This window comes from Halomonas sp. SS10-MC5, from assembly GCF_015992245.1.
Lineage (GTDB): Bacteria > Pseudomonadota > Gammaproteobacteria > Pseudomonadales > Halomonadaceae > Halomonas > Halomonas sulfidoxydans.
The window spans coordinates 3,472,989-3,496,492 of record NZ_CP065435.1 but is presented as its reverse complement, the minus strand read 5'-3'; the positions used below and the strand labels follow the sequence as shown (position 1 = coordinate 3,496,492).

Here is a 23,504-nt window from a genome sequence, read left to right as displayed (position 1 = left end):
CCGTCGATGCTGTCTTCCGCCGAGGTGTGCCATGTCGCATGAACTCCCTTCCCTGGATCGCACGGTAGAGGTCTCGGACTGGCTGCGCCGGCTCGCCGACGTGGCCGTGACCGCCGTGCATCCCGATACCCTGGTCGCCGACCTGCTGCCCGACCCGCCCCCGGGGCGCACCGTGGTGGTGGGGGCCGGCAAGGCGGCCGCTGCCATGGCCGCCGCGCTGGAGCGTGCCTGGCGGGCGCGCTGCCCCGATGCGCCGCTCACCGGGCTGGTGGTGACCCGTTACGGGCATGGCGAGCCCTGCGAGGTGATCGAAGTACTCGAAGCCTCCCACCCGATGCCCGACGACCTGGGCGAGAAGGCGGCCCGGCGCATGCTCGAAGCCGTCGAGCCACTAGGCGAGGACGACCGCGTGATCGCGCTGATCTCCGGCGGCGGCTCGGCGCTGATGACGCTGCCCGCCGAGGGCATCTCGCTCGCCGACAAGCAGGCCATCAACCGCGAGCTGCTGCGCTGCGGGGCGCCGATCGGCCAGATGAACACGGTGCGCCGCCACCTCTCGGCGATCAAGGGCGGGCGCCTGGCGGCGGCGGCGCACCCCGCCCAGGTGGTGACCTGGCTGATCTCCGACATTCCCGGCGACGTCGCCACGCAGATCGCCTCGGGGCCGACCCTGCCCGATCGCTCGACCCCGGCCGACGCCCTGGCGGTGCTCGAGCGCTACGCCATCGAGGTGCCCGCTCACGTGCGTCGCCATCTGGAGCAGTCCCAGGGGGCGCCATCGCCCGACGACGAGGCCTTCGAGCGCGACGACAGCGTGACCCTGGCGCGCGCCCGCGACGCCCTGGAAGCCGCCAGGAACGCGGCGGAGGAGGCCGGCGTACTGGTACGTGTGCTGGGCGACGACCTGGAGGGCGAGGCCCGCGAACTGGGGCGTGACCATGCGCGCCTGGCCCTGGAAGCGCAAGGCGGCGCCAGCGCGCCGCTGCTGATCCTCTCCGGCGGCGAGACCAGCGTCACCGTGCGCGGCGACGGCCGCGGCGGGCGCAACGTCGAGTACCTGCTGGGGCTATTCGAGGCGCTGGCCGGGGCGCCGGGCATCCACGCCCTGGCCATCGACACCGACGGCATCGACGGCTCCGAGGACAACGCCGGCGCGCTGTTCTCGCCCGGCGACTGGAGTCGTGCCAAGGAGCGGGGCCTCGATCCCGCCGATTACCTGTCACGCAACGACGCGTATACTTTCTTCCAGGCGTTGGATCGGCTCATCGTCACCGGGCCGACTCGCACCAACGTCAACGACTTCCGTGCCATCCTGGTCTTGCCGAGGACACCATGACGCTTCCGCCCCATGCCCCCATCCACGATCCCATTCGCCGCACCAAGATCGTCGCCACCCTGGGCCCGGCCAGCGACCGCGAGGGCGTGCTGGAGGCGATGATCCGCGCCGGCGTCGACGTGGTGCGCCTCAACTTCTCCCACGGCAGCGCCGCCGACCACCGTCGCCGGCTGATCGCCGTGCGCCAGATCGCCGACCGCCTGGGGCGCAGCGTCGCCGCCCTGGGCGACCTGCAGGGGCCCAAGATCCGCATCGCCCGCTTCCAGGACGGCGCCGTGACCCTCGAGGAGGGCCAGCCCTTCGTCCTCGACATGGCGCTGGCCGGCGACGCCGGCGACGCCACCCGCGTCGGCTGCGACTACAAGCAGCTGATCGACGACGTCGCCCCCGGCGACCGCCTGCTGCTCGACGACGGTCGCCTGGTGCTCGACGTGGAGCGGGTCGAGGGGGCGCAGGTCCACACCACCGTGGTCACCGGCGGCAAGCTCTCCAACAACAAGGGCATCAACAAGCAGGGCGGCGGGCTCTCGGCCCCGGCGCTCACCGACAAGGACAAGGCCGACCTCGCGACCGCCATCGAGATCGGCGTGGATTATCTCGCCGTCTCCTTCCCGCGGCATGCCGAGGACATGCACGAGGCGCGCCGGCTGCTCGGCGAGGCGGGCAAGGAGATCGGCCTGGTCGCCAAGCTCGAGCGCGCCGAGGCGGTGGCCGACGACGCCACGCTCAACGGCATCATCGAGGCCAGCGAGGCGGTGATGGTGGCGCGCGGCGATCTCGGCGTGGAGATCGGCGACGAGAAGCTGATCGGCATGCAGAAGCGCATCATCAAGCGCGCCCGCACCCTCAACCGCGCGGTGATCACCGCGACCCAGATGATGGAGTCGATGATCGGCTCGCCCTTGCCCACCCGCGCCGAGGTGTTCGACGTCGCCAACGCCGTGCTCGACGGCACCGACGCGGTGATGCTCTCGGCCGAGACCGCCGCCGGCGACTACCCGGTGGAGACGCTCGAGGCCATGCGCCGGGTGTGCCTCGGCGCCGAGCGCGAGCGCATCGCCCAGGAGTCGGGCCACCGCATCCACGAGGGCTTCTCGCGCATCGACGAGACCATCGCGCTCTCCGCCATGTACGCCGCCAACCACCTCAGCGGGGTGGCCGCCATCGCCTGCATGACCTCGACCGGCTACACGCCCTTGATCGCCTCGCGCATCCGCTCGGGGCTGCCCATCGTCGGGCTCGCCCACAGCCCCGTGGCCCAGCGCCGCATGGCGCTCTATCGCGGCGTGGTCTCGCTGCCGTTCGACACCACGGCGATGGCGGCCGGCGAACTCAACGACCGGGCGCTTTCGCTGCTGGTGGAACAGGGGATTGCCGAACCGGGCGATCATGTCATCCTGACCCGGGGCGACCACATGAACGCCCACGGTGGAACCAATACCCTGAAGATTCTCGACGTGGGGGAGCGGCACTGCCCGGCGTGAGCCTTTTTGTATACATAAAGGCCGCTTTGTTGTGGTCAGGCCAGGGGGAAACGTGCGAAGGTAAGCCCATGAGCAAAGGCTTCGAGAGGCTACCATGAGCAATACCTGGCAGGAGGAGGTTGCCGCCGAGACGCGGGCCGGTGGCCGTATCAGCGACCGCTTCATCGTCGACAAGGTACGCACGGCGGTGCTGACCCAGCGCCTGCCGCCGGGTACCCGCCTGCCCGAGGTCGCGCTGGGCGAGATCTTCGGCGTCAGCCGCTCGGTGGTGCGCAAGGCGCTGACCCGGCTGGCGGCCGATCATGTGGTCAGCCAGCAGCCCAACCAGGTGGCGCGGGTGCGCGCACCCAGCATCGAGGAGACCCGCGAGACCTTCGCCGCCCGCCGCCTGGTGGAGGGCGAGGTGGCCGCGCTGCTGGCGGGAGGCGCCAGCCCGGCGTTGCTCGAGGAGATCGCCGCCCTGGTTGAACGCGAGGCCGAGGCGCATGCCCGCGGCGACGAGCCGGCACGCATCGAGCACTCGCTGGCCATCCATCACCTGCTCGCCGAGCACTCGCCCAATCGCGTGCTCGGCGCCATGCTCACCGACCTGATCCTGCGCACCTCCATCGTCATCGCGCTGTACAAGCGCGCCGGCCTGGCCAGCTGCTACCTGGCCGAGGACCACCCGGCGCTGCTCGCCCACCTGCGCAGCGGCGACGGCGAGGCCGCACGACGCGGCATTCACGACCACCTCCGGGCGCTGGAAGGGCTGCTCGATCTCACGACCCGCGAAACGCGCATCGACCTGATGGCGATCCTCGGCCAGCGCGAAGGTGCCGCGATGAGCCTGGGCAAGGAGTAACGCCATGCTTGTCAAGCGAGTGCTGCCCGTCGCCTGGCTGACGACGCTGCTGGCCTGGCAGGTGCCGGCCTGGGCCGATGCGGCGGCGACGCTGCCGCGCGCACCGCTGGAGATTCAGGCGGGAAACGAGCGCCACCGGCTGGAGGTGGAGCTGGCACGCACCCCGGCCGAGCGGCGCCAGGGGCTGATGGATCGGGACCAGCTGGCGGCGGACGCCGGCATGCTGTTCCTCTACGACGAGCTCCAACCCGCCCAGGCGGGCTTCTGGATGTATCGGACCCGCATTCCGCTGGACATCGCCTTCCTCGACGCCGACGGGCACATCGTCGCAGTGCATACCATGCAGCCGTGCTCGTCGCGCAACCCCTACGACTGCCCCGTGACCCTGGCCGGTGCCGCCTACCACGCCGCGCTGGAGGTCAACGCCGGCTATTTCGAGGCGCGCGGCATCGAGGAGGGCGCCTGCGTGAGCTGGCCCGGGCGCCGGAGTGGCTGCCGGTCAGCGGCCGAGTAGGGCGCGAAAGCGAATCACGATCAGCCCCACCCCGGCGATGACCATGGCTCCGCCGAGGACGATATGGGCGTTGAGACTCTCGCCCAGCAGCACGATACCCAGCGCTACGGCCCCCGCCGGCACCAGCAGGCTCAGCGGCGCCAGCCGGCTGACCGGATGACGGCGCAGCAGGCCGTACCACATCCCGTAGGCGACGATCGACGACATCACCGCCGTATAGAACACCGCGCCCCAGCCGAACCAGCCGGCCGTCGCCATGGCGCTCATCTGGTCCTGCTCGAACCACCACGAGCCGAGTGCCACCTGGGGCACGGCAAACAGCGCCGTCCAGCCCGCCAGCGCCATCGGCGCCAGATTGGGCCCTTTCTTGATCAACAGTTGCGAGACCGCCCAGCCGAGGGCGCTGAGCAGCAGCAATGCCATGGGCAACGGCGAAGGCAGGCTGGGGCCGCCGGCCAGGACCACCACGCCGCCGAACGACAGCGCCAGCCCGACCAGCCGTTTGGCGCTCAGCCTCTCGCCCAGGAAGATCACCGCCAGCAGGGTGGCGAAGGGGGTGCCCATCTGTACCAGCAGTGCCCCGGTACCGGCCTCCGCCTGGCCCAGGCCGATGAATAGCAGGGCGAAGTGCAGGGTGCCGAAGGTGGCCGACAGCAGCAGCAGGAAGGGCAATTGATGGCGCGCTACGGGATGGAAGGGCACCAGCAGGGCGGCCACCAGGAGAAAGCGCAGGGTGGTCAGCAGCAGCGGCGGCAGCTCCTCGACGCCCAGCTTGATGACGATGATGTTCAGGGCCCAGATCGCCACGATCGAGAGGCCAAGCAGCAGGTCGCGCAGCGGCACGGCGGATTCCTTCATGTCTTCGGCCCGGCGAGGGTAGCAGGTGGTCCCCGGGCGTCGTCCTATATCGTTAACGGGCTACCATTCAACGCGTGACGTCGTAGAATGTCGAGGCGCGGCGATGCTTACGTCGATGCCCGCCGGAACGATAATCATGGCCGGTCGTGCCGCAACCGGCCTCAGCTGCAAGGACACGTCATGATCTCAGCAAGCCGTATCTCCCGTATCGCCGCTGCCGTGGCCGGGGCCACCGTGCTGGCCGCGTCGCTCTCCGCACAGGCCCGCGAACTCTCCATTTCCACCGTGCTTTCCGATGCATTCCCCTGGGGGCAGGCGGCCGAGAAGTGGGCCGAACTGGTGGAAGAGCGCACCGACGGAGAGCTCACCCTGCGTGTCTACCCCAACTCGCAGCTGGTCAACGGCGATCAGACGCGGGAATTCTCGGCCATGCGTTCGGGCCTGATCGACATGGCCGTCGGCTCGACCATCAACTGGTCGCCGCAGGTACCCGAACTCAACCTCTTCTCGCTGCCGTTCTTCATGCCCGACGAGGCCGCCGTGGATGCCGTGACCGGCGGTGCGGCCGGCGAGATGATCTTCGAGGCCATCGAATCGCGCGGCGTGATTCCGCTGGCCTGGGGCGAGAACGGCTTCCGCCAGCTTTCCAATTCGCGCGGCCCCATCGACGAGCCCGGCGACCTCGACGGCCTCAAGATCCGCGTGGTCGGCTCGCCGCTGTTCCAGGATACCTTCACCGCGCTGGGCGCCGACCCGACCCAGATGAGCTGGACCGACGCCCAGCCCGCGCTGACCACCGGCGCCGTGGACGGCCAGGAAAACCCGCTCTCCGTGTTCGACGTGGCGCGCATCGATCAGGTCGGCCAACAGTACCTGACGCTGTGGAACTACATGAACGATCCGCTGATCTTCGCCGTCAACCAGCAGGTCTGGGAAACGCTCTCCGAGGAGGAGCGCGAGATCCTGCGCGAGACCGCCATCGAGGCGGGCGAGTGGGAGATCGCCATGACCCGCGAACAGGAGAGCGAGCGCCTGGCCGCCATCCAGGAGCGCGGCGTTGAGGTCACCGAGCTCACCGAGGAGCAGCACCAGGCATTCGTCAACGCGACCCAGAGCGTGCATGACAAGTGGACCCCGCGTATTGGCGAGGAGCTGGTCGATGCCGCGCGTGAGGCCATCGAGGCGCGCTGACTCCATCGCGCTGGAACAAGCCTGACCCCGGCGTCGCCTGCCGACGCCGGGCCCGTTATCGCGAGGCTTCGATGAAACTCTCCCCCGACGCCAGGCCGGAGCGCTGGCTGGGCGCACTGGCGCTGGCGGTCATTTCGCTGATCAGCCTGGGCAATGTCGTGACGCGCTACGTGACCGGCGGGTCGCTCGCCTTCACCGAGGAGTTCTCGGTGTTCCTGCTGGTGGTGTTGACCTTCACCGGCGCTTCGGTGGCGCTGCGACGCAACGGCCATATCCGCATCGGCCTGCTCGAACGCGCGCTGCCGACGGCGCCGCGTCGCGCCCTGATCCTCTTCCAGGGCCTGAGCTGTGCCATCGTGCTGGGCTTGATCACCTGGTACGGCGCCAAGCTGACCTGGGAGGAGTACCAGTGGGAGTCGCTGTCGCCGGGGCTCGGCCTGCCGCAGTGGTGGTACCTGGTGTGGCTGCCGTTGCTCTCGGCCACGATGCTGGTGCGCCTGGCGCAGCAGCTCCTCGACCGCTGGCGCGGGAGGCTCGACGATGAGCCCTGACCTGTGGATGATCCTGGCCTTCGCCGGGCTGCTGATCGCCGGCGTACCGGTGGCCTTCTCGCTGGCCCTGGCCGGGGCAGTGGGCATCGTCTCGGGCCTCTCGCCGGCGATGCTGGCCACGCTCGGCACCAACACCTACAACAGCATCGGCAAGTACCCGCTGATCGCCATCCCGCTGTTCATCATGACCGGGCTGATCTTCGAGCGCGCGGGGGTGGCGCTGCGCCTGGTGCGCTTCGCCCAGGCGCTGATCGGGCCGCGCCACGGCGGCCTGGCGCTGGTCGCGGTGCTGGTGTGCATGATCATGGGCGGCATGAGCGGCTCCGGCCCGGCGGACGCCGCCGCGGTGGCCATGGTGATGCTGCCGAGCATGACCCGGGCGGGCTATCCCAAGCCCTTCTCGGCCACGTTGATCGCCGCCTCGGCCTCCACGGCGATCCTGATCCCGCCCTCGGTGGCGCTGATTCTCTACTCGATCGTGGTGCCCGGCGTCGACCTGCGCGCGCTGTTCGCCGCCGGGCTCTTTCCCGGTATCCTCGCCGGCCTGGCGCTGCTGGTGCCGGCGCTGCTGGTGTCGCGACGCTACGGCTGGGAGGGCGGCACCTCGGCGGCGGGCGACGAGCGCCTCGCGGTGGGCGAGACCTTCAAGCAGGCACTGCCGGCGCTGTTCGCCCCGGTGCTGATCCTCGGCGGGCTGCGCTCGGGGCTGTTCACGCCCACCGAGGCGGCCGTGGTGGCGGTGGCCTATGGCGCTCTGGTGGGGCTGTTCCTGACCCGCGAGATCGGCTGGCGCGACCTGTGGAGCCTGTTCGGCGAGGCGGCGGTGATCTCCGGCGTGGTGATGCTGATTATCGCCCTGGCGGGTATCTTCGCCTGGGCCGGCACCATGCTCGGCACCTTCCGCCACCTGGCGGAGTGGATCATCGGCCTGTCCGACAACGGTGCACTGCTGCTGATCCTGGTCATGCTGGCGGTGCTGCTGGCGGGCATGCTGCTCGACGCCATCTCGATCTACCTGATCATGATGCCGATCCTGATCCCGGTGATGCAGCATTTCGGCTGGAACCCGGTATGGTTCGGCGTGCTGCTGGCGATGAACATCGCCATCGGCCAGTTCACGCCGCCGGTGGCGGTCAACCTGATGGTGACCACCGAGATCGCCAGGATACGCCTGGAGCAGACCCTGGGCTGGGCGCTGCTGTTCGTGCTGGCCATGGCCGGCGCCTTGGCGCTGGTGGCGCTGTTCCCCGAGGTCGCCCTGTGGTTGCCGAGAACGCTGGGGTACAACGTCTAGCCCAGCGCATCCAGGCTGCGCTGAAAGACCTCGGCGCTTCCGGCATCGAACAGCACGAAGCGCACCTTTGCAATGCCGGGACAGCGAGGCAGCGTCTCGTGCACCGTGGCGAGGGCGACCCGGGCGGCCTCCTCGAGGGGATAGCCGAAGGCGCCCGCCGACAGGGCCGGGAAGGCAATGCTGGTCAGCCCGTGGCGTTCGGCCAGCTCGAGGGCGTTGCGATAGCAGGCGGCGAGCAGTTCCGCTTCCGGCCTGTCGCGGCCGTACACCGGACCGAGGCAGTGGATGACGTAGCGGTTGGGCAGGTCGAAGGCCTCGGTGATCACCGCCTCACCCGGTGCGATCGGCGCCAGCGGCCGACAGGCGCGATCGAGCCGTGGCCCGGCCGCCCGATGCAGAGCGCCGGCCACGCCCCCGCCGGGGCGCAGCTCGGCGTTGGCGGCATTGACCACGGCGTCGATGTCGGACTGTCGGGCGATGTCGCCCTGGCAGCACTCCAGTTGCCCTGTCATGTGCGCTCTCCCTCTTGGGCTGTGCCTTGAGTGTGGCGGTCGCCAGCGCCGGTGTCCAAGGCGCGCTGCAGGGCGGCCACTCGGGCGGTTAGGTCTTCTCATGGCCCATGCATATCAGGAATTAACGCACACTAAACGAAAAGCCAGACTAAAATTAGGACAGTTGAAAAAGACCCATCGTCCCGACGTTTTTTTCGCTAAAGTAGAGGGGAGCGGTTGTTTCCGCCAGCCAGTGGCTTCAGCGCCTGGCTACCCAGGGATCATGCTCGTCAGCAATGACGACTAGCCAATAACGTCAAAGAGGTGTGTTAATGAAACGCCATGCTTTTTCCGCGGCAGCCTTTTCGGGTGCCCTCCTCGGTGCCGCCATGTTTTCCGCCCCGGCCGTGGCCCAAGAGCGCTTCATCACCATCGGTACCGGCGGCCAGACGGGCGTCTACTACGTGGTGGGCCAGTCCGTCTGTCGCATGGTGAATCGCGGCAGTGACGAGCACAACATCCGTTGTAACGCCCCGTCCACGGGCGGCTCCGTGGCCAACGTCAACGGCATGCGCAACGGCGAGCTCGACATGGGCGTGGTGCAGTCCGACGTCCAGTACCGCGCCTACCATGGCGAGGACAACTTCGAGTCCGACGGCGCCTGGGAGGACATGCGGGCCGTCTTCACCATGCACGGCGAGCCACTGACCGTGGTGGCGCGCGCCGACTCCGGCATCGAGCACTTCACCGACTTCCCCGGCAAGCGCGTCAACATCGGCAACCCGGGCTCCGGCCAGCGCAACACCATGAACGTGGTGATGGAGGCGATGGGCTGGGATACCGATACCTTCTCGCTGGCTTCCCAGCTCGATGCCGCCGAGCAGGCCGCGGCCCTGGCCGACAACAACATCGATGCCATGGTCTACGTGGTAGGGCATCCCAACGGCTCCATCCAGGAAGCCACCACCACCATCGACGCTCGCCTCGTCCCGGTGACCGGCGACGAGATCGACGCCCTCATCGAGGAGCATCCCTACTACACCCGCTCGGTCATCCCCGGCGGCCTGTATCGTGGTAACGACGAGGACGTCGAGACCTTCGGCGTGGCGGCCACCTTCGTGACCTCCGCCGAGGTGGACGAAGAGATCGTCTACGAGACCGTCAAGGCGGTATTCGAGAACTTCGATCGCTTCAAGCGCCTGCATCCGGCGTTCGAGAACCTCAACGAAGAGGAGATGATCTCCGATGGCCTGACCGCACCGCTGCACGACGGCGCTGCGCGCTACTATCGTGAGCGTGGCTGGATCGAGTGAGTAGGATCGAGGGGTAAGGACTCCCTCTGGTGAGATGCGCGGACCCTAGGGGTCCGCGCATCCGTTTGGACCGGCACAGACGTCTGGATGGACCGGCTATGCTTTGGAGCGGGCCATCATCGAGGCGAAGCGATCGTGGGGCACGACGGTAATGACTAACGAAAATACGAATCCACAAAAGCCCGAGGTGGATCTCGAGGACATGGTGGCCTCGAGTGACAGCGGGGCGCGCAAGCCGCTGGGGGCTCCCGGCAAGCTGCTGGTCGGCATCGCGGCCGCGTGGTCGTTGTTCCAGCTCTGGATCGCCTCGCCGCTACCGTTCTTGCTCCGTTTCGGGGTGTTCAACGCGACCGAGGCGCGCTCGATTCACCTGGCCTTCGCCACCTTCCTGGCGTTCATGGCCTATCCGGCGCTCAAGCGCTCGCCCCGTGACCGCATTCCTCTGCAGGACTGGGTGCTCGGCCTGGTGGGTGCCTTCTGTGCCGCCTACATCTTCCTGTTCTACGCCGAGCTCGCCAACCGCCCCGGATCGCCGATCCTGCAGGACGTGATCGTGGGCGTGGTCGGCATCCTGGTGCTGCTGGAGGCGACCCGGCGGGCGCTGGGGCCGCCGCTGGCCATCGTGGCTTCGCTGTTCATCGTCTACTCGCTGTTCGGCCCCTACATGCCAGGCATCCTGGCCCACCGCGGGGTCAGCCTGTACGGATTGATCAACCACCAGTGGCTGACCACCCAGGGTGTGTTCGGCATCGCCCTGGGTGTCTCCACCAGCTTCGTGTTCCTGTTCGTCCTGTTCGGCGCCCTGCTCGACAAGGCCGGGGCCGGCAACTATTTCATCAAGGTGGCGTTTTCGCTGCTCGGCCACTACAAGGGCGGGCCGGCCAAGGCGGCCGTGGTGGCCTCCGGCATGACCGGCCTGATCTCGGGCTCGTCCATCGCCAATACCGTGACGACCGGCACCTTCACCATCCCCATGATGAAGCGGGTCGGTTTCTCGGCCGAGAAGGCCGGTGCGGTGGAGGTGTCGTCGTCGGTGAACGGCCAGATCATGCCGCCGGTCATGGGCGCCGCGGCCTTCCTGATGGTGGAGTACGTCGGCATCTCCTACGTGGAGGTGATCAAGCATGCCTTCCTGCCGGCCCTGATCTCCTATATCGCGTTGATCTACATCGTTCACCTCGAGGCGCTCAAGGCCGACATGCAGGGCCTGCCGTCGAGCAACCCGGTACGCCCCTTCCTCAACAAGGCGGTCGGCTTCCTGACCGGCCTGCTGTTGCTGATGGCGCTCTCGTTTGGCGTCTACTATGGCCTCGGCTGGCTCAAGCCGGTGCTGGGCGAGGCCACGCCCTGGGTGGTCGGGGTCATCCTGGCGATCGTCTACGTGGGCCTGCTCAAGCTCGGCTCGTTCTACCCTGAGCTGGAGCTCGATGACCCCACCTCCCAGGTGGTCACGCTGCCCCAGACCCGGCCCACGGTGATGGTCGGCCTGCACTACATCCTGCCGGTGGTCGTGCTGGTCTGGTGCCTGATGGTGGAACGCCTGTCGCCGGGGCTCTCGGCCTTCTGGGCCACGGTGTTCATGATCTTCATCATGCTTACCCAACGCCCCATCACCGCCCTGTTCCGCGGCCGCAGCCGCCTCGCGGCGGACGTCAAGGAGGGCTTCCTCGACCTGTGGGACGGCCTGGTGGCCGGTGCCCGCAACATGATCGGCATCGGCATCGCCACCGCCACCGCCGGCATCGTGGTGGGGGCGGTTTCGCAGACCGGCGTGGGCCTGGTGCTGGCCGACGTGGTCGAAGTCCTGGCCATGGGCAACCTGATGCTGATCCTGCTGCTCACCGCGCTGCTCAGCCTGATCCTCGGCATGGGCCTGCCGACCACCGCCAACTACATCGTGGTGTCGGCGTTGATGGCGCCGGTGATCGTGCTGCTGGGCCAGCAGAACGGCCTGATCGTGCCGCTGATCGCGGTGCATCTGTTCGTGTTCTATTTCGGCATCATGGCCGACGTAACGCCACCGGTGGGGCTGGCGTCGTTTGCGGCGGCGGCGGTCTCGGGTGGCGACCCGCTGCGCACCGGCTTTCAGGCCTTCTACTACAGCCTGCGTACCGCGGCGCTGCCGTTCCTGTTCATCTTCAATACCGACCTGCTGCTCATCGAGGTGGGCTGGCTGCAGGGCATCGTGATATTCATCATCGCGACGATCGCCATGCTCATCTTCGCCGCCGGCACGCAGGGCTACTTCCTGGTACGTAACCGCTGGTACGAGTCGCTGCTGCTGCTGCTGGTCGCCTTCACCCTGTTCCGCCCCGGCTTCTGGATGGATCGGATCCACGACCCCTACGAGTCGGTGCCGCCGGCGGACTTCGCCCAGGCGCTGGCGAGCGTGGACGACGGCAGCCAGCTGCGCGTGCAGGTGGCCGGCGAGGATGCCTTCGGCGATCCCCTGACGACCTACGTCCTGGTGCCGGTCCCGCGCGGTGACACCGCCGAGGAGCGCATGGAGCGGCTGGGGCTGGAGCTGATGACCGAGGACGACCGGACCCTCGTCGATTTCGTCGAGTTCGGTAGCACGGCCGAGGATCTCGGCTTCGATTTCGACCAGGAGATCGTCGAGGTGCTGGCCCCGGTGGATCGCTGGGCCAAGGAGTGGATGTGGCTCCCGGGCTTCCTGGTGTTCGGCCTGGTGGTAGTGCTGCAGCGTCGGCGGCGCCAGCAGCGGCCGACGACTGCCCACGCTGCTTGAGGAGGGGGAACGATGTACGAAAAGATACTGCTGCCGGTGGACCTCAACGAAGAGTCCTCCTGGGTCAAGGCGCTGCCCACGGCGCTGACCCTGTGCCGCACCTTCGGGGCCTCGCTGCACGTGGTGACGGTGCTGCCGGATTACCACATGCCGCTGGTCGGCTCCTACTTTCCTAGCGACTTCGCGGAGAAGGCGCACGAGGCGCTGTCGCAGGCGCAGCACCGCTTCATCCAGGAACACGTGCCCGACGACGTCAAGGTGCAGTCGGTGATCGTCGATGGCTCCCCCTGGGAGGCCATCGTCAAGGCGGCCAAGAAGCTCCAGGTCGACCTGATCGTGATGGCCTCGCACAACAAGCGCAAGTTCGCCGACTACGTGCTGGGCCCGAATGCCGAACATGTCGTGCACCACTCGAAGATGTCGGTGATGATCGTGCGCTGAGGCGCGCCGGGACATCAGGCCCTGGTGCCCCAGGTGTCCTGGCAGATCGCGTTGTACCAGCCGGTGGCGTATTCGGCCTCGAGGGCGCGGGTGGCTTCGGAAGCGCCCTGCGGGCTCAGGCCGCCGGCCCCTTCGACCTCGGCGATGGCGCCGTCCCGCACCCGATAGACGCCGACCTCCGAGATGCCGTACTCGGGCCCAACCAGGCTATAGCAGGCACTGGTCCAGTACGCTTCGGGAGCCGGGCGAGACGCCAGCGAGGCGACAACGGCCGCCGCCACGACCTTGGCCTGCGCATTGGCGCAGAAGGCCGACTTGGGCATCGGGTCGGCGGCCGCCGCATCGCCGATCACGAAGACGTCCTCGGCCCGTTGCGACTCGAAGGTCTCCGGCTTGACCGGTACCCAACCGGAAGCGTCGGTCACGCCGGCTCGCTCGGCGATCCCGCCGGCCTTCTGCGGCGGTATCACGTTGAGCACCTCGGCCCGCTGCACGCTGCCGAGCTCGGTCTCGACCTCGCGCCGCTCGGCATCGATCCGGGTCACGCGGCCGCCAGCGGAGCGCCCCACCCACTCGATGCGATCGCCATAGAGTCGCTCCCAGCCCTCCATGAACAGCGCCTGCTTGGAGAAGCCGTCCTTGGCATCGAGGATCAGTATCTTCGATTTCGGCTTGTAGCGGGTCAGGTAGCTGGCCACCAGGCTGGCGCGCTCGTAGGGAGCAGACGGGCAGCGGAAGGGGGCGGAGGGGACGACCATGACGAAGGTGCCACCGTCCTCCATGGCCAGCAGCTGGGTGCGCAGCAGTTCCGTCTGGGGGCCGGCCCGCCACGCATGGGGCGCCTTCTCGGCCGCTTCCTCGGTGTAGCCCTCCAGGGCGTCCCAGCGCATGTCGATGCCGGGGGAGAGGATCAGCCGGTCGTACTCCAGTTCGCGCCCGGTGGAGAGCCTGACGCGATGCGCGTTGGTGTCGGCGCTCTCCACGGTGGCATGGATCACGCGCACGCCGTAGCGGTCCTGCAGCTCGTCGTAGCCATGGGCGAGGGCGTCCATGCTGCGCAGCCCGCCCAGGTGCAGGTTGCTGAAAGGGCCGGTATGAAAGACTTCTTCGGGCGTGACCAGGATCACTTCGATTGCTGGATTGGCTCGCTTGAGGTACTTGGCCGCGGTGGTGCCGCCGAAGCCTCCGCCCACCACCACGACTTGACCGGCGTGCCGGTTGCCAATGGCGAAGGGCGTGACGCCGCCGACCAGCGGCAGCAGCGAGGCGGCCCCCAGGCGCTTGAGCCACCGGCGACGGTCGAGGTCAGGACGTAGGCAATCCTTTGTCATGGCGTGGGTCTCACTCCTGTGCTCCCTGTTCGGTTTCCCAGGCCTCGTCGGCCTGTGGGTCGATGGCGGAAAAATGGCCGGCCAGGGCAGCCAGTTCCTCGTCGCTGAAGCCCTTGGCGATACGGTTCATGACGGTGGCATCGCTCGCCTCGTCGCGCTTGAAGGCGAGCAGTCGCGCTTCGAGAACGGCGGCGGGCCTCCCGGCGATGGTCGGCACGCTGCCGGCCAGTCGTCCGTCGGTGCCGTGGCAGTTGGCGCAGGCGCCCGCCATGAGGGCCATCTGCTCGGTGGAGAAGGTGTCTTCGGCAAGGCTTGGGATAGCGCTTCCCAGCAGCGGCAGCACGCCGAGCAGCATCGCGATCGCCTCGTGAAGGGTCCGTTTCATCGGCAAGTTCCTGATGGATTTCCTCCCGTTGGACCACGCCTGCGAAGCGCACGTTCATGTCGAACGCACTCGGGGCAGGCTGGTTTGCGCGCTGCGTTGACAACATTGCGCGGCAGCCTTGAGCCCGCTCAACTACAGTAGAGGAGTACGAAGACAACAAGACGTCATCCGGACCTCCCGGCCGGAAAAACGCTCGCATCGTCCTTCTCATGGCGACCAAACGGGGTACGACAATGAATGCAGCCACAAGAAGTGCCGGACAGCCCTCCACTCCCAACGTCAAGATCATCATCAACCCGATCGGCATGGACAGGCCCAAGGCCTGGCTGTCGGCCGGCTTCGAGGACTTCCGTCAGGCCGCGGCGGTCAGCCTCGCCTACGGCATGTTCTGGGTCGGCCTGAGTATTGCCATCACGGCAGGTGCCGTCTTACTCGACCTGTGGCACTGGCTGCTGCCACTGGTGGCGGGCTTCATGTTCCTCGGGCCGCTGGTGGCGGTCGGCTCCTATGGCATCAGCCGTGCCCTCGAGGAGGGGCGCGCGCCGCACCTGGGCGACGCCTTCGGCGCCTGGCGCCCGCACGCGGGGCAACTGGCGATGATGGGCGTGATGATGATGATCTTCTTTCTCGCCTGGATCCGCCTGGCCACGCTGCTGTTCGCGCTCTTCTTCGGCTTCGAGGCGCCTGGGGCGGTCGAACTCTACGCCTCCCTGCTGACCACCCCGGACGGGCTTGGCCTGATAGCGGTGGGCACCGCAGTGGGGGCCGTGCTGGCCTTCGGCGCCTTCTCCATCAGCGTGGTGGCCATCCCGACCCTGATGGACCAGGACCTGACCTTCATGGAGGGCATCGAAGCCAGCGTGCGTGCCGTGGCGCGCAACTTCCGGCCGATGCTGCTGTGGGCCGTCATCCTGACCGCGTGCGTGCTGGTGGGAGTGCTGACCTTCTACATCGGTCTGGCGCTGATCCTGCCGGTGCTGGGGCATGCCAGCTGGCACGCCTACGAGGACCTGGTGCGCTGCGAACAGAAGGACGGGGAGGCGTGACGACGGGCCCGGCAGGGGGCGCGGCCCCCTGCCGTTGGTTAGCCAGTCGTTCGACCTGAACTTCTTCGGCGATTCGCGTAGGCTTGGGGCTTTGCAAAAACACGGAAGCCCCTCGATGTCTTCATTGTGGCCTGGTCGCGCCGTCTTGACCGTCAGCTTGTTTCTCCTGTCCAGCGTTGCCTTGCCGCTGATGGCGGAGCCGTTGCCACCCCCGCAGGGCGACGTGCTGCTCAGGGTGGTGGGCGATATCGAGCACCCCAACGTCGGTGAGGAGCTGCATCTTGATCGCGCGATGCTGAAGTCCCTCCCCCAGGGTGTGATCGAGACGAGCACCCCCTGGACCGAGGGCGTCGGCCGCTTCGAGGGGCCACTGCTGCGCGCCCTGCTGGAGGCGGCCGGCACCCGCAGCGACCATGTGCGGATCCGGGCGCTGAACGAGTACGAATCCGAGGTGCCGGTCGCCGACTTTCATGCCTATGACGTCATCCTGGCCCTCGAACGCGACGGGGAGCCCATTGCCGTACGTGACCTGGGGCCGATGTTCGTCCTCTATCCCTTCGACGAGCATCCGGAGTTGCTCAACGAAACCATTCGCCACCGTTCGGTATGGCATGTGGGCAGCGTCCATGTCCCCTAACCCCGATCCGACGCGAGGCATCGCCGCATGCTGCGCTACCCGCTACGACTGAAGCTGGGGGCGGCGGCGGCCCTGATGTTCTTCACCGCCGCCCTGGTGGTGGTGGGGCTGACCGCCTGGCGTCAGGAGCAGCTCCACCAGAGCGTGATCGAAGACGCGGCCTGGCACGCCTACAAGCTCGACCGCGACATCACCCAGCTGCGCAGCGACCTGGCGTTGCACACGGCCAATGTAAGCTCCCTGGAGGCGCTGAGACTGCGCTTCGAACTGATCTACAGTCGCGTCAATCTGCTGCAGCGCGGCGACATCAGTCGCGCCCTCGCCCAGGTGTCCCTGGCCGACCGGCTGCTGTCCGACCTGATCGTGCTCATTGACGACCTGGATCGCCTGCTCCAGGAGATCGCCCAGCTGGAAGAGGGGGAGCGCTGGGTATTGGCCGACCGCCTGGAGCGCGTGGGGGGGCTGACCGAGCAGCTGATCATCGCCGTCAACGGCCACCTGGCCGAGTCGGCGACCCATGATCGCAAGGTGCTGCAGACCCTCTATGCCCTGTTGCTGGCGCTGATCCTGGCCATGAGCCTGGCCGCCATGCTGGTGATCGTCTTTCTGGTGCGCGAGGCGCGTGACAATGCCGAGGCACGTCGCTCGCTGGAATCGCTGAGCCGCAAGCTCCAGTTCACTGCCCGCCGGGCCGAAGCCGCCAGCCAGTCGAAATCGGAGTTCCTGGCCACGGTCAGCCACGAGATTCGCACGCCGCTCAACGGCGTCATCGGCATGAGCGACCTGCTCCTCGATCAGCCGATCGACGCCCAGTCCCGCGAGTATGCCCGAACCCTGCACGTCAGCGCGGCGCGCCTGCTGGAACTGATCAACGACATCCTCGACTTCTCCAAGATCGAGTCGGGCAAGCTGGAACTCGAGCGGCGTCCGTTCCGCCTGGCTGCGCTGATCGACGACGCCTGCGAACTCTTCGCACCGCGCGCCCGGGGCAAAGGCCTGGCGTTGGTGACGCAGATATCGCCGGTCCTGCCCGAGTCGCTCATGGGGGACCCGACCCGATTGCGCCAGGTGCTGCTCAACCTTCTCTCCAATGCCATCAAGTTCACCGAGCAGGGCGAAGTGCGTGTCGAGGCGACGCTGAGTGCGCAGGGGCGACTGAACCTGGCGGTCTGCGATACCGGTCCGGGCATCCCGGAAGACAAGCTGGCCTGGCTCTTCGAACCCTTTCGTCAAGGCGATGCTTCGACGGCCAGGCGCTACGGCGGGACCGGGCTCGGGCTCGCCATCTGCCGGCGCCTGGCCGAGGCCATGGGCGGCGCCATTGGCGTGGATAGCCATCCCGGCCGGGGCAGCCGTTTTTGGATCGAGCTGCCGCTGGAGCCGTCCCACGGCGAGCATGAGCCGGAAACGCCCGAGCCGGCAAAGTTGGAGCCGGCGGTGGGCGTCAGGGTGCTGCTGGTGGAGGACGACCCGGTGAACCAGCAGGTGGCGGTGGCCCTGCTCGAACGCCACGGCTGCCACGTCAGCGTGGTGGAGAGCGGCAGCCGAGCGCTGGAACTGGCCGCCAGCGAGACTTTCGACCTGATCTTCATGGACGTGCAGATGCCGGGCATGGACGGCCTGGAAACCACTCGACGCTTGCGCGCGGCCGGCGGCTGGTGCGCCAGGGTGCCGATCGTGGCCATGACCGCAGGCGGGCCGGGCGCCGAGCGCGAACGCTGCCTGATGGCCGGCATGACCGACTACCTGGTGAAGCCGCTGCGGCGCGACGAGTTGGCGGCCTCGCTCCGGCATGGCTTGTCGGGGAGAGCACTGCCCGGCACATCGGACCCGGCGCCGGCCGAGGGCTCGCCGGACGGCATCGTGGATGAGGACGTGCTCGTCGAACTGCAGGAAACGCTGGGGGCGGAGGCGCTCGCCACCCTGTTGGCCGTGCATCGCGAGCAGCTGCAGCAGCATGCCGAGAATCTTCACGCCGCCTGGGAGAGGGACGACATGGCGCGGTTGGAGCAGGGGGCCCATCGCATCAAGGGCGAATCGGGCAGCCTGGGCGGGCGCCGCCTGGCCGGCATCGCCCAGCGCCTGGAACGATTTGCCCGCGCCGAGCAGCGTCGCGAGGCGGCGGCCGAACTCCAGGTCCTGCTGGCCAGTATCCCCGTGACCCTGGCGGCGCTGGAAGGCTGGCTCGAGGCTCGGCGGGAGGAGCGCTAGCCGGGCAGGGCCGGCCTCGGGGCTTCGGCCCCGGCGCTTCCTGCGTGCACCGGTCAGGAGGCGCGGCCCGACTTCCCGGTTGGCTCCAATGAAGGAGGCGGCCTCCCTCCAAAGTAGCGCCTCCCGAGTGCGCCTCGAATGCTTTACTGGGTTCGTGCCGTCGCCCCACGGCACGGCTGCCAATCACCCAGGAATCCAACAGGAGAGACGCCATGTGGACCAAGCCCAGCTTTCGTGACCTGCGCCTCGGTTTCGAGGTCACCCTCTACATCGCCAACCGCTGATCGGACTATCCGAACCGTGCCATTCATGAACGGGGCCGTACGGCCCCGTTCGATTCGGGGGGAGTCGCCATGCAGGTGCTCATACTCGGCTCGGCTGCCGGCGGCGGTTTTCCGCAATGGAACTGCAACTGTGACAACTGCCGTGGGGTGCGCCAGGGGCGCGTCGGCCTGAGCCCCAGGACCCAATCCTCCATCGCCGTCAGCATGGACGGCGAGCGCTGGCTGTTGTGCAACGCCTCGCCCGATATCCGCGCCCAGCTCAACGCCCATCCGGCGCTCTGGCCGACCCGTGGCCTGCGTGACAGCGGCATCGCCGAGGTGCTGCTCGTGGATGCCCAGATCGATCACGTCAGCGGCCTGCTGTCGCTGCGCGAAGGGTGCCCCTTCGACGTCTGGTGCACGCCTCGCGTGCATGATGACCTTTCCAGCGGCTTCCCGCTGTTTCCCATGCTGCGCCACTGGAACGGTGGGCTCGCCTGGCGCGAGATTCCGCTGGCGGACGCATGCGAGCGTTGCACCTTCCGGGTGCCGAGCTGCCCCGAACTCGAGATCACTGCACTCTCGCTGAGCTCCAATGCGCCACCTTACTCTCCCCGCCGCGGTTCGCCGGCGACCGGCGACAACCTGGGGCTGCTGTTCCACGACAGGCTGACGGGCGGCGCGCTCTTCTACGCGCCCGGCCTGGGAGAGCCGAGCGACGCGGCGCGGGCGCTGATGGCCGAGGCCGACTGCGTGCTGGTGGATGGCACCCTGTGGCACGACGACGAGATGGCGCGTCTGGGCATCACCGACGCCACCGGGCGCGAGATGGGGCATCTGGCCCTGGCCGGGGAGGGCGGCATGATCGCCGAGCTCGACGCACTGCCCGAGACGACGCGGCGCATCCTTATTCATATCAACAACACCAACCCGATCCTGGACGAAACCTCGGCCGAGCGCGCCGTGCTCGACCGGCACGGCATCGAGGTCGCCCACGACGGCATGCAGCTCACCCTGTAGCGGCCAGGAGCATCGTCGTCGCGCCGCTGAACTGAAGATAACAACAAGCCAGTACACATAGGGGCTCGCCATGAACATCGTTGAAACACCGACCGCCGCTGCGCTGACGCCCGAGGCTTTCCGCCAGGCCCTGCTGGCCAAGGGGGCCTACTACCATATCCATCACCCCTACCAGGTCGACATGGCCGAGGGGCGCGCCACGCCGGAGCAGATCCGCGGCTGGGTCGCCAACCGCTTCTACTACCAGGTGATGATCCCGCAGAAGGATGCCGCGCTGCTGGCCAACTGCCCCGATGCCGCCACCCGCCGCCGCTGGATCCAGCGCCTGCTCGACCACGACGGTCGCGATGACGACGCCGGCGGCATCGAGGCATGGCTGACCCTGGGCGAGGCGGTCGGGCTGACCCGCGATGAACTGTGGGCCCAGGAGCACGTGCTGCCCGGCGTGCGCTTCGCCGTCGACGCCTACGTCAACTTCGTACGCCGGGCGAGCTGGCAGGAGGCGGCGATCTCGTCGCTGACCGAGCTGTTCGCCCCCCAGGCGCACCAGAGCCGGCTCGACACCTGGCCGGGTCACTACCCCTGGATCGACGAGGCCGGCTACGGCTACTTCCGCAAGCGCCTCAAGGAGGCCCGACGCGACGTCGACCATGGCCTCGAGGTGGCGCTGGCGGTGTGCACCACCGCCGCCGCCCAGCAGCGCGCCCTGGAGATCCTGCAGTTCAAGCTCGATGTGCTGTGGAGCATGCTCGACGCCATGACCCTGGCCTACCAGCTCGGGCGCCCGCCCTACCACAGCGTGACCGATCGGGCCGTGTTCCATCGGGGGGTGGCATGAACGCCTGCTCGGTGCCGGCGCTTCGCCGCGGCTGGCGCCTGCAGTGGGAAGCGGCCCAGGGCCGCCACGTGCTGCTCTATCCCGAGGGCATGGTGCAGCTCAACGACAGCGCCGGCGCGATTCTCTCGCTGGTCGACGGTGAGCGCGATATCGCCGAGGTGATCGACGAGCTCAGCCGTCGCTACCCCGAGGGGGCGGGCGGTGAGCTCGCTCAGGACGTCATCGAGTTCTTCGACGAGGCCTTGCGGCAGGGCTGGATCGAATATGACTGACCGTACTCACACCGCTGCCGTCAACGGTGCCACCGGCGCCCCGCTGTGGCTGCTCGCCGAGCTGACCTACCGCTGCCCGCTGCAGTGCGCCTACTGCTCCAATCCGCTCGACTTCGCCGCGGTGAAGGAGGAGCTCGCCACCGAGGAGTGGCTGGACGTGCTGGCCCAGGCCCGCGCCATGGGCGCGGTGCAGATGGGCTTCTCCGGCGGCGAGCCGCTGGTGCGCCAGGACCTCGAGACCCTGGTCGCCGAGGCGCGCCGGCTCGGCTTCTATACCAACCTGATCACCTCCGGGCTGGGGCTCGACGAGGCGCGCATCGCGGCGCTGCACGCGGCCGGCCTTGACCATATCCAGATCAGCCTGCAGGCCTCCGACCCGGACGTCGCCGCGGCGGTGGCCGGCTCGCCCAAGGCCCACGCCAGGAAACTCGCCATGGCCCGCGCGGTCAAGGCCGCCGGTTACCCGATGGTGCTCAACGTGGTGCTGCATCGTCACAACATCGACGAGCTCGACGCCATCATCGCCCTGTGCGACGAGCTGGGTGCCGACGCCGTGGAGCTGGCCAACTGCCAGATGTACGGCTGGGCGCAGCTCAATCGCGAGGGGCTGCTGCCGAGCCGCGAGCAGCTCGAAACGGCCGAGGCCACCACCGCGCGCTGGCGCGAGCGGCTGGCGGCGCAGGGGCGCGACATGCGCCTGCTGTTCGTGGTGCCCGACTACTACAACGACCGTCCCAAGGCGTGCATGGGCGGCTGGGGGGCGATCTTCATGACCGTGGCGCCCGACGGCGCGGTGCTGCCGTGCCACAGCGCACGGATACTGCCGATGACCTTTCCCAACGTGCGCGAGCGGCCGCTGCGCGAGATCTGGTACGACAGCGAGGCCTTCAACCGCTACCGCGGCGATGGCTGGATGCGCGAGCCGTGCCGCCGCTGCGACGAGCGCCACCGGGACGTCGGCGGCTGCCGCTGCCAGGCCTACCTGCTCACCGGTGACGCCGCCGCCACCGACCCGGTCTGTTCGCTGTCGCCGGAGCACCACCTGATCGAGGCCGCCCGCCATCAGGCCGAGGCCGGCGAGCGCTCCGTTACCGGCCTGACCCCGCGCAACGTGCACGAGTCACGGGTGTTCTGCCGCCGGTGAGCAGTGGCTGCCCGCGGTGCGAGACGTTGAGACCATGGGTGTAGGGAAGCCGCCGGTGGCATCGGGTACTCTCAGCGATGACACCCATGACAACGACAACGAGGTACGGGCGCCATGTCGAGCAGCATCGCCCAGTTACGCAAGTTCGTGGCCCCCGAGATCATCTTCGGCGACGGCTCCCGTCACGCCGTCGCCAACTACGCCCAGACCTTCGGGGCGCACCGCATCCTGCTGGTCTCCGACCCGGGGGTGCTGGCCGCCGGCTGGGTCGCCGAGGTCGAGGCCGACCTGGCCGCCTGCGGCATTCCCTGTCACCGCTTTCTGCAGGTGTCGCCGAACCCGCGGGCCGAGGAGGTCATGGCGGGGGCTGCGGTCTACCGCGACTACGGCTGCGATGCCATCGTCGCGGTGGGCGGCGGTAGTCCAATGGACTGCGCCAAGGGCATCGGCATCGTGGTGGCCCACGACGGCCACATTCTCGACTTCGAAGGCGTCGACACCATTCGCGTGCCGATCCCGCCGCTGATCTTCATTCCCTCGACGGCGGGCACCTCGGCCGACGTCTCCCAGTTCGCGATCATCTCCGATCCCCAGCGGCGCATGAAGTTCTCGATCATCAGCAAGTCGGTGGTGCCCGACGTCTCGCTGATCGACCCTCAGGTCACGCTGACCATGGATCCGTTCCTCACCGCCTGCACCGGGGTCGATGCGCTGGTGCACGCCATCGAGGCCTTTGTCTCCACCGGTAGCGGGCCGCTGACCGACAGCCACGCGCTGGAGGCGATGCGGCTGATCAACGCCAACCTGGTGGCGCTGGTCGACAACCCCCACGATGGCGAGCTGCGCGCCCAGGTCATGCTGGGCAGCATGCAGGCGGGGCTGGCCTTCTCCAACGCCATCCTCGGCGCGGTGCACGCCATGTCGCACAGCCTGGGCGGCTTTCTCGACCTGCCCCACGGGCTGTGCAACTCGATGCTCCTCGAGCACGTGGTCGCCTTCAACTTCGAGGCCGCCCCGGAGCGCTTCACGCGGGTGGCGCAGACGCTCGGCATCGACTGCCGCGGGCTGTCGCAGAACATGGTCAAGCAGCGGCTTCTCGCCCACCTGGTCGAGCTCAAGCGGGCCGTGGGCCTCGCCGGAACGCTGGGCGGCGCCGGCGTGCGCAGCAGCGACGTGCCGTTTCTGGCCGAACACGCCGTGGAGGATCCCTGCATCCTGACCAACCCGCGGCGCTCCTGCCTGCGCGACGTGGCGGTGGTCTACGAAGAGGCACTCTAGCGCCCTGGGAGGC

General features: G+C 68.2%; 23 protein-coding genes. 19 read left to right on the top strand and 4 right to left on the bottom strand.

Annotated elements, in window-relative coordinates; all coding sequences use genetic code 11:
- Window positions 1-31: 31 nt before the first annotated feature.
- The 4 genes from I4484_RS16230 to I4484_RS16215 all read left to right on the top strand — a co-directional run bounded on the left by I4484_RS16230 (window position 32) and on the right by I4484_RS16215 (window position 4,178).
- Window positions 32-1,336: a glycerate kinase gene (locus tag I4484_RS16230; protein ID WP_197448269.1), complete on the top strand. Its 1,305-nt coding sequence runs from the start codon at window positions 32-34 to the stop codon at window positions 1,334-1,336.
- Complete coding sequence (gene pyk, locus I4484_RS16225; protein WP_197448268.1) at window positions 1,333-2,820, top strand: pyruvate kinase; 1,488 nt, start codon at window positions 1,333-1,335, stop codon at window positions 2,818-2,820. The genes I4484_RS16230 and pyk overlap by 4 nt, the downstream gene beginning before the upstream one ends.
- Before the next feature lie 94 nt (window positions 2,821-2,914).
- On the top strand, window positions 2,915-3,664 hold the full coding sequence (locus I4484_RS16220) for a GntR family transcriptional regulator (RefSeq protein WP_197448267.1): 750 nt from the start codon (window positions 2,915-2,917) through the stop codon (window positions 3,662-3,664).
- Between the two features lie 4 nt (window positions 3,665-3,668).
- Window positions 3,669-4,178 (top strand): DUF192 domain-containing protein, encoded by a 510-nt coding sequence (locus tag I4484_RS16215; protein WP_197448266.1) that lies wholly within the window; start codon window positions 3,669-3,671, stop codon window positions 4,176-4,178.
- Here the strand turns inward: I4484_RS16215 and I4484_RS16210 are convergent.
- Window positions 4,164-5,021 carry a DMT family transporter gene (locus tag I4484_RS16210; RefSeq protein ID WP_197451081.1) on the bottom strand — a complete coding sequence of 286 codons (858 nt, stop codon included), beginning with the start codon at window positions 5,019-5,021 and terminating at the stop codon, window positions 4,164-4,166. The genes I4484_RS16215 and I4484_RS16210 overlap by 15 nt on opposite strands.
- Window positions 5,022-5,216: 195 nt before the next feature.
- On the opposite strand from I4484_RS16210, the gene I4484_RS16205 reads away from it, so the two are divergent.
- From I4484_RS16205 to I4484_RS16195, 3 genes are all read left to right on the top strand, one after another.
- The gene (locus I4484_RS16205; RefSeq protein WP_197448265.1) at window positions 5,217-6,227 is read left to right on the top strand and encodes a DctP family TRAP transporter solute-binding subunit; all 1,011 of its coding nucleotides are present in this window, start codon (window positions 5,217-5,219) and stop codon (window positions 6,225-6,227) included.
- A gap of 71 nt (window positions 6,228-6,298) precedes the next feature.
- Window positions 6,299-6,778, top strand: coding sequence for a TRAP transporter small permease (locus I4484_RS16200; protein WP_197448264.1), 480 nt, complete (start codon window positions 6,299-6,301; stop codon window positions 6,776-6,778).
- Window positions 6,768-8,072, top strand: coding sequence for a TRAP transporter large permease (locus tag I4484_RS16195; protein WP_197448263.1), 1,305 nt, complete (start codon window positions 6,768-6,770; stop codon window positions 8,070-8,072). Before I4484_RS16200 ends, I4484_RS16195 begins: the two co-directional genes overlap by 11 nt.
- Here I4484_RS16195 and I4484_RS16190 read toward each other — a convergent pair.
- Window positions 8,069-8,584: a macro domain-containing protein gene (locus I4484_RS16190; protein ID WP_197448262.1), complete on the bottom strand. Its 516-nt coding sequence runs from the start codon at window positions 8,582-8,584 to the stop codon at window positions 8,069-8,071. The two genes, I4484_RS16195 and I4484_RS16190, sit on opposite strands and share 4 nt — an antisense overlap.
- Window positions 8,585-8,895: 311 nt before the next feature.
- Between I4484_RS16190 and I4484_RS16185 the strand changes: the two genes are divergently transcribed.
- The 3 genes from I4484_RS16185 to I4484_RS16175 all read left to right on the top strand — a co-directional run bounded on the left by I4484_RS16185 (window position 8,896) and on the right by I4484_RS16175 (window position 13,066).
- A complete protein-coding gene (locus I4484_RS16185; protein WP_197448261.1) occupies window positions 8,896-9,876 on the top strand; it encodes a TAXI family TRAP transporter solute-binding subunit in 981 nt (326 codons plus the stop codon).
- 151 nt (window positions 9,877-10,027) lie between these two features.
- Window positions 10,028-12,625 (top strand): TRAP transporter permease, encoded by a 2,598-nt coding sequence (locus I4484_RS16180; protein ID WP_234283698.1) that lies wholly within the window; start codon window positions 10,028-10,030, stop codon window positions 12,623-12,625.
- Between the two features lie 12 nt (window positions 12,626-12,637).
- Window positions 12,638-13,066: a universal stress protein gene (locus I4484_RS16175; protein ID WP_197448260.1), complete on the top strand. Its 429-nt coding sequence runs from the start codon at window positions 12,638-12,640 to the stop codon at window positions 13,064-13,066.
- 14 nt (window positions 13,067-13,080) lie between these two features.
- Here I4484_RS16175 and I4484_RS16170 read toward each other — a convergent pair whose 3' ends face one another.
- Complete coding sequence (locus I4484_RS16170; protein WP_197448259.1) at window positions 13,081-14,397, bottom strand: NAD(P)/FAD-dependent oxidoreductase; 1,317 nt, start codon at window positions 14,395-14,397, stop codon at window positions 13,081-13,083.
- Between the two features lie 10 nt (window positions 14,398-14,407).
- Window positions 14,408-14,782: a c-type cytochrome gene (locus I4484_RS16165; RefSeq protein ID WP_197448258.1), complete on the bottom strand. Its 375-nt coding sequence runs from the start codon at window positions 14,780-14,782 to the stop codon at window positions 14,408-14,410.
- Between the two features lie 233 nt (window positions 14,783-15,015).
- Between I4484_RS16165 and I4484_RS16160 the strand changes: the two genes are divergently transcribed.
- The 9 genes from I4484_RS16160 to ercA all read left to right on the top strand — a co-directional run bounded on the left by I4484_RS16160 (window position 15,016) and on the right by ercA (window position 23,491).
- The gene (locus tag I4484_RS16160; protein ID WP_197448257.1) at window positions 15,016-15,828 is read left to right on the top strand and encodes a DUF2189 domain-containing protein; all 813 of its coding nucleotides are present in this window, start codon (window positions 15,016-15,018) and stop codon (window positions 15,826-15,828) included.
- 115 nt (window positions 15,829-15,943) lie between these two features.
- Window positions 15,944-16,465: a molybdopterin-dependent oxidoreductase gene (locus I4484_RS16155; RefSeq protein ID WP_197448256.1), complete on the top strand. Its 522-nt coding sequence runs from the start codon at window positions 15,944-15,946 to the stop codon at window positions 16,463-16,465.
- A 27-nt stretch (window positions 16,466-16,492) separates the two neighbouring features.
- On the top strand, window positions 16,493-18,676 hold the full coding sequence (locus tag I4484_RS16150) for an ATP-binding protein (protein ID WP_197448255.1): 2,184 nt from the start codon (window positions 16,493-16,495) through the stop codon (window positions 18,674-18,676).
- Window positions 18,677-18,888: 212 nt separating this feature from the next.
- A complete protein-coding gene (gene pqqA / locus I4484_RS16145; protein ID WP_010627037.1) occupies window positions 18,889-18,960 on the top strand; it encodes a pyrroloquinoline quinone precursor peptide PqqA in 72 nt (23 codons plus the stop codon).
- A 69-nt stretch (window positions 18,961-19,029) separates the two neighbouring features.
- On the top strand, window positions 19,030-19,959 hold the full coding sequence (pqqB, locus tag I4484_RS16140) for a pyrroloquinoline quinone biosynthesis protein PqqB (protein ID WP_197448254.1): 930 nt from the start codon (window positions 19,030-19,032) through the stop codon (window positions 19,957-19,959).
- Window positions 19,960-20,029: 70 nt separating this feature from the next.
- Window positions 20,030-20,797, top strand: coding sequence for a pyrroloquinoline-quinone synthase PqqC (pqqC, locus tag I4484_RS16135; protein ID WP_197448253.1), 768 nt, complete (start codon window positions 20,030-20,032; stop codon window positions 20,795-20,797).
- Window positions 20,794-21,069, top strand: coding sequence for a pyrroloquinoline quinone biosynthesis peptide chaperone PqqD (pqqD, locus tag I4484_RS16130; RefSeq protein WP_197448252.1), 276 nt, complete (start codon window positions 20,794-20,796; stop codon window positions 21,067-21,069). Before pqqC ends, pqqD begins: the two co-directional genes overlap by 4 nt.
- The gene (pqqE, locus tag I4484_RS16125; protein ID WP_197448251.1) at window positions 21,062-22,213 is read left to right on the top strand and encodes a pyrroloquinoline quinone biosynthesis protein PqqE; all 1,152 of its coding nucleotides are present in this window, start codon (window positions 21,062-21,064) and stop codon (window positions 22,211-22,213) included. Before pqqD ends, pqqE begins: the two co-directional genes overlap by 8 nt.
- A 114-nt stretch (window positions 22,214-22,327) precedes the next feature.
- On the top strand, window positions 22,328-23,491 hold the full coding sequence (gene ercA / locus I4484_RS16120; protein ID WP_197448250.1) for an alcohol dehydrogenase-like regulatory protein ErcA: 1,164 nt from the start codon (window positions 22,328-22,330) through the stop codon (window positions 23,489-23,491).
- Window positions 23,492-23,504 lie beyond the last annotated feature (13 nt).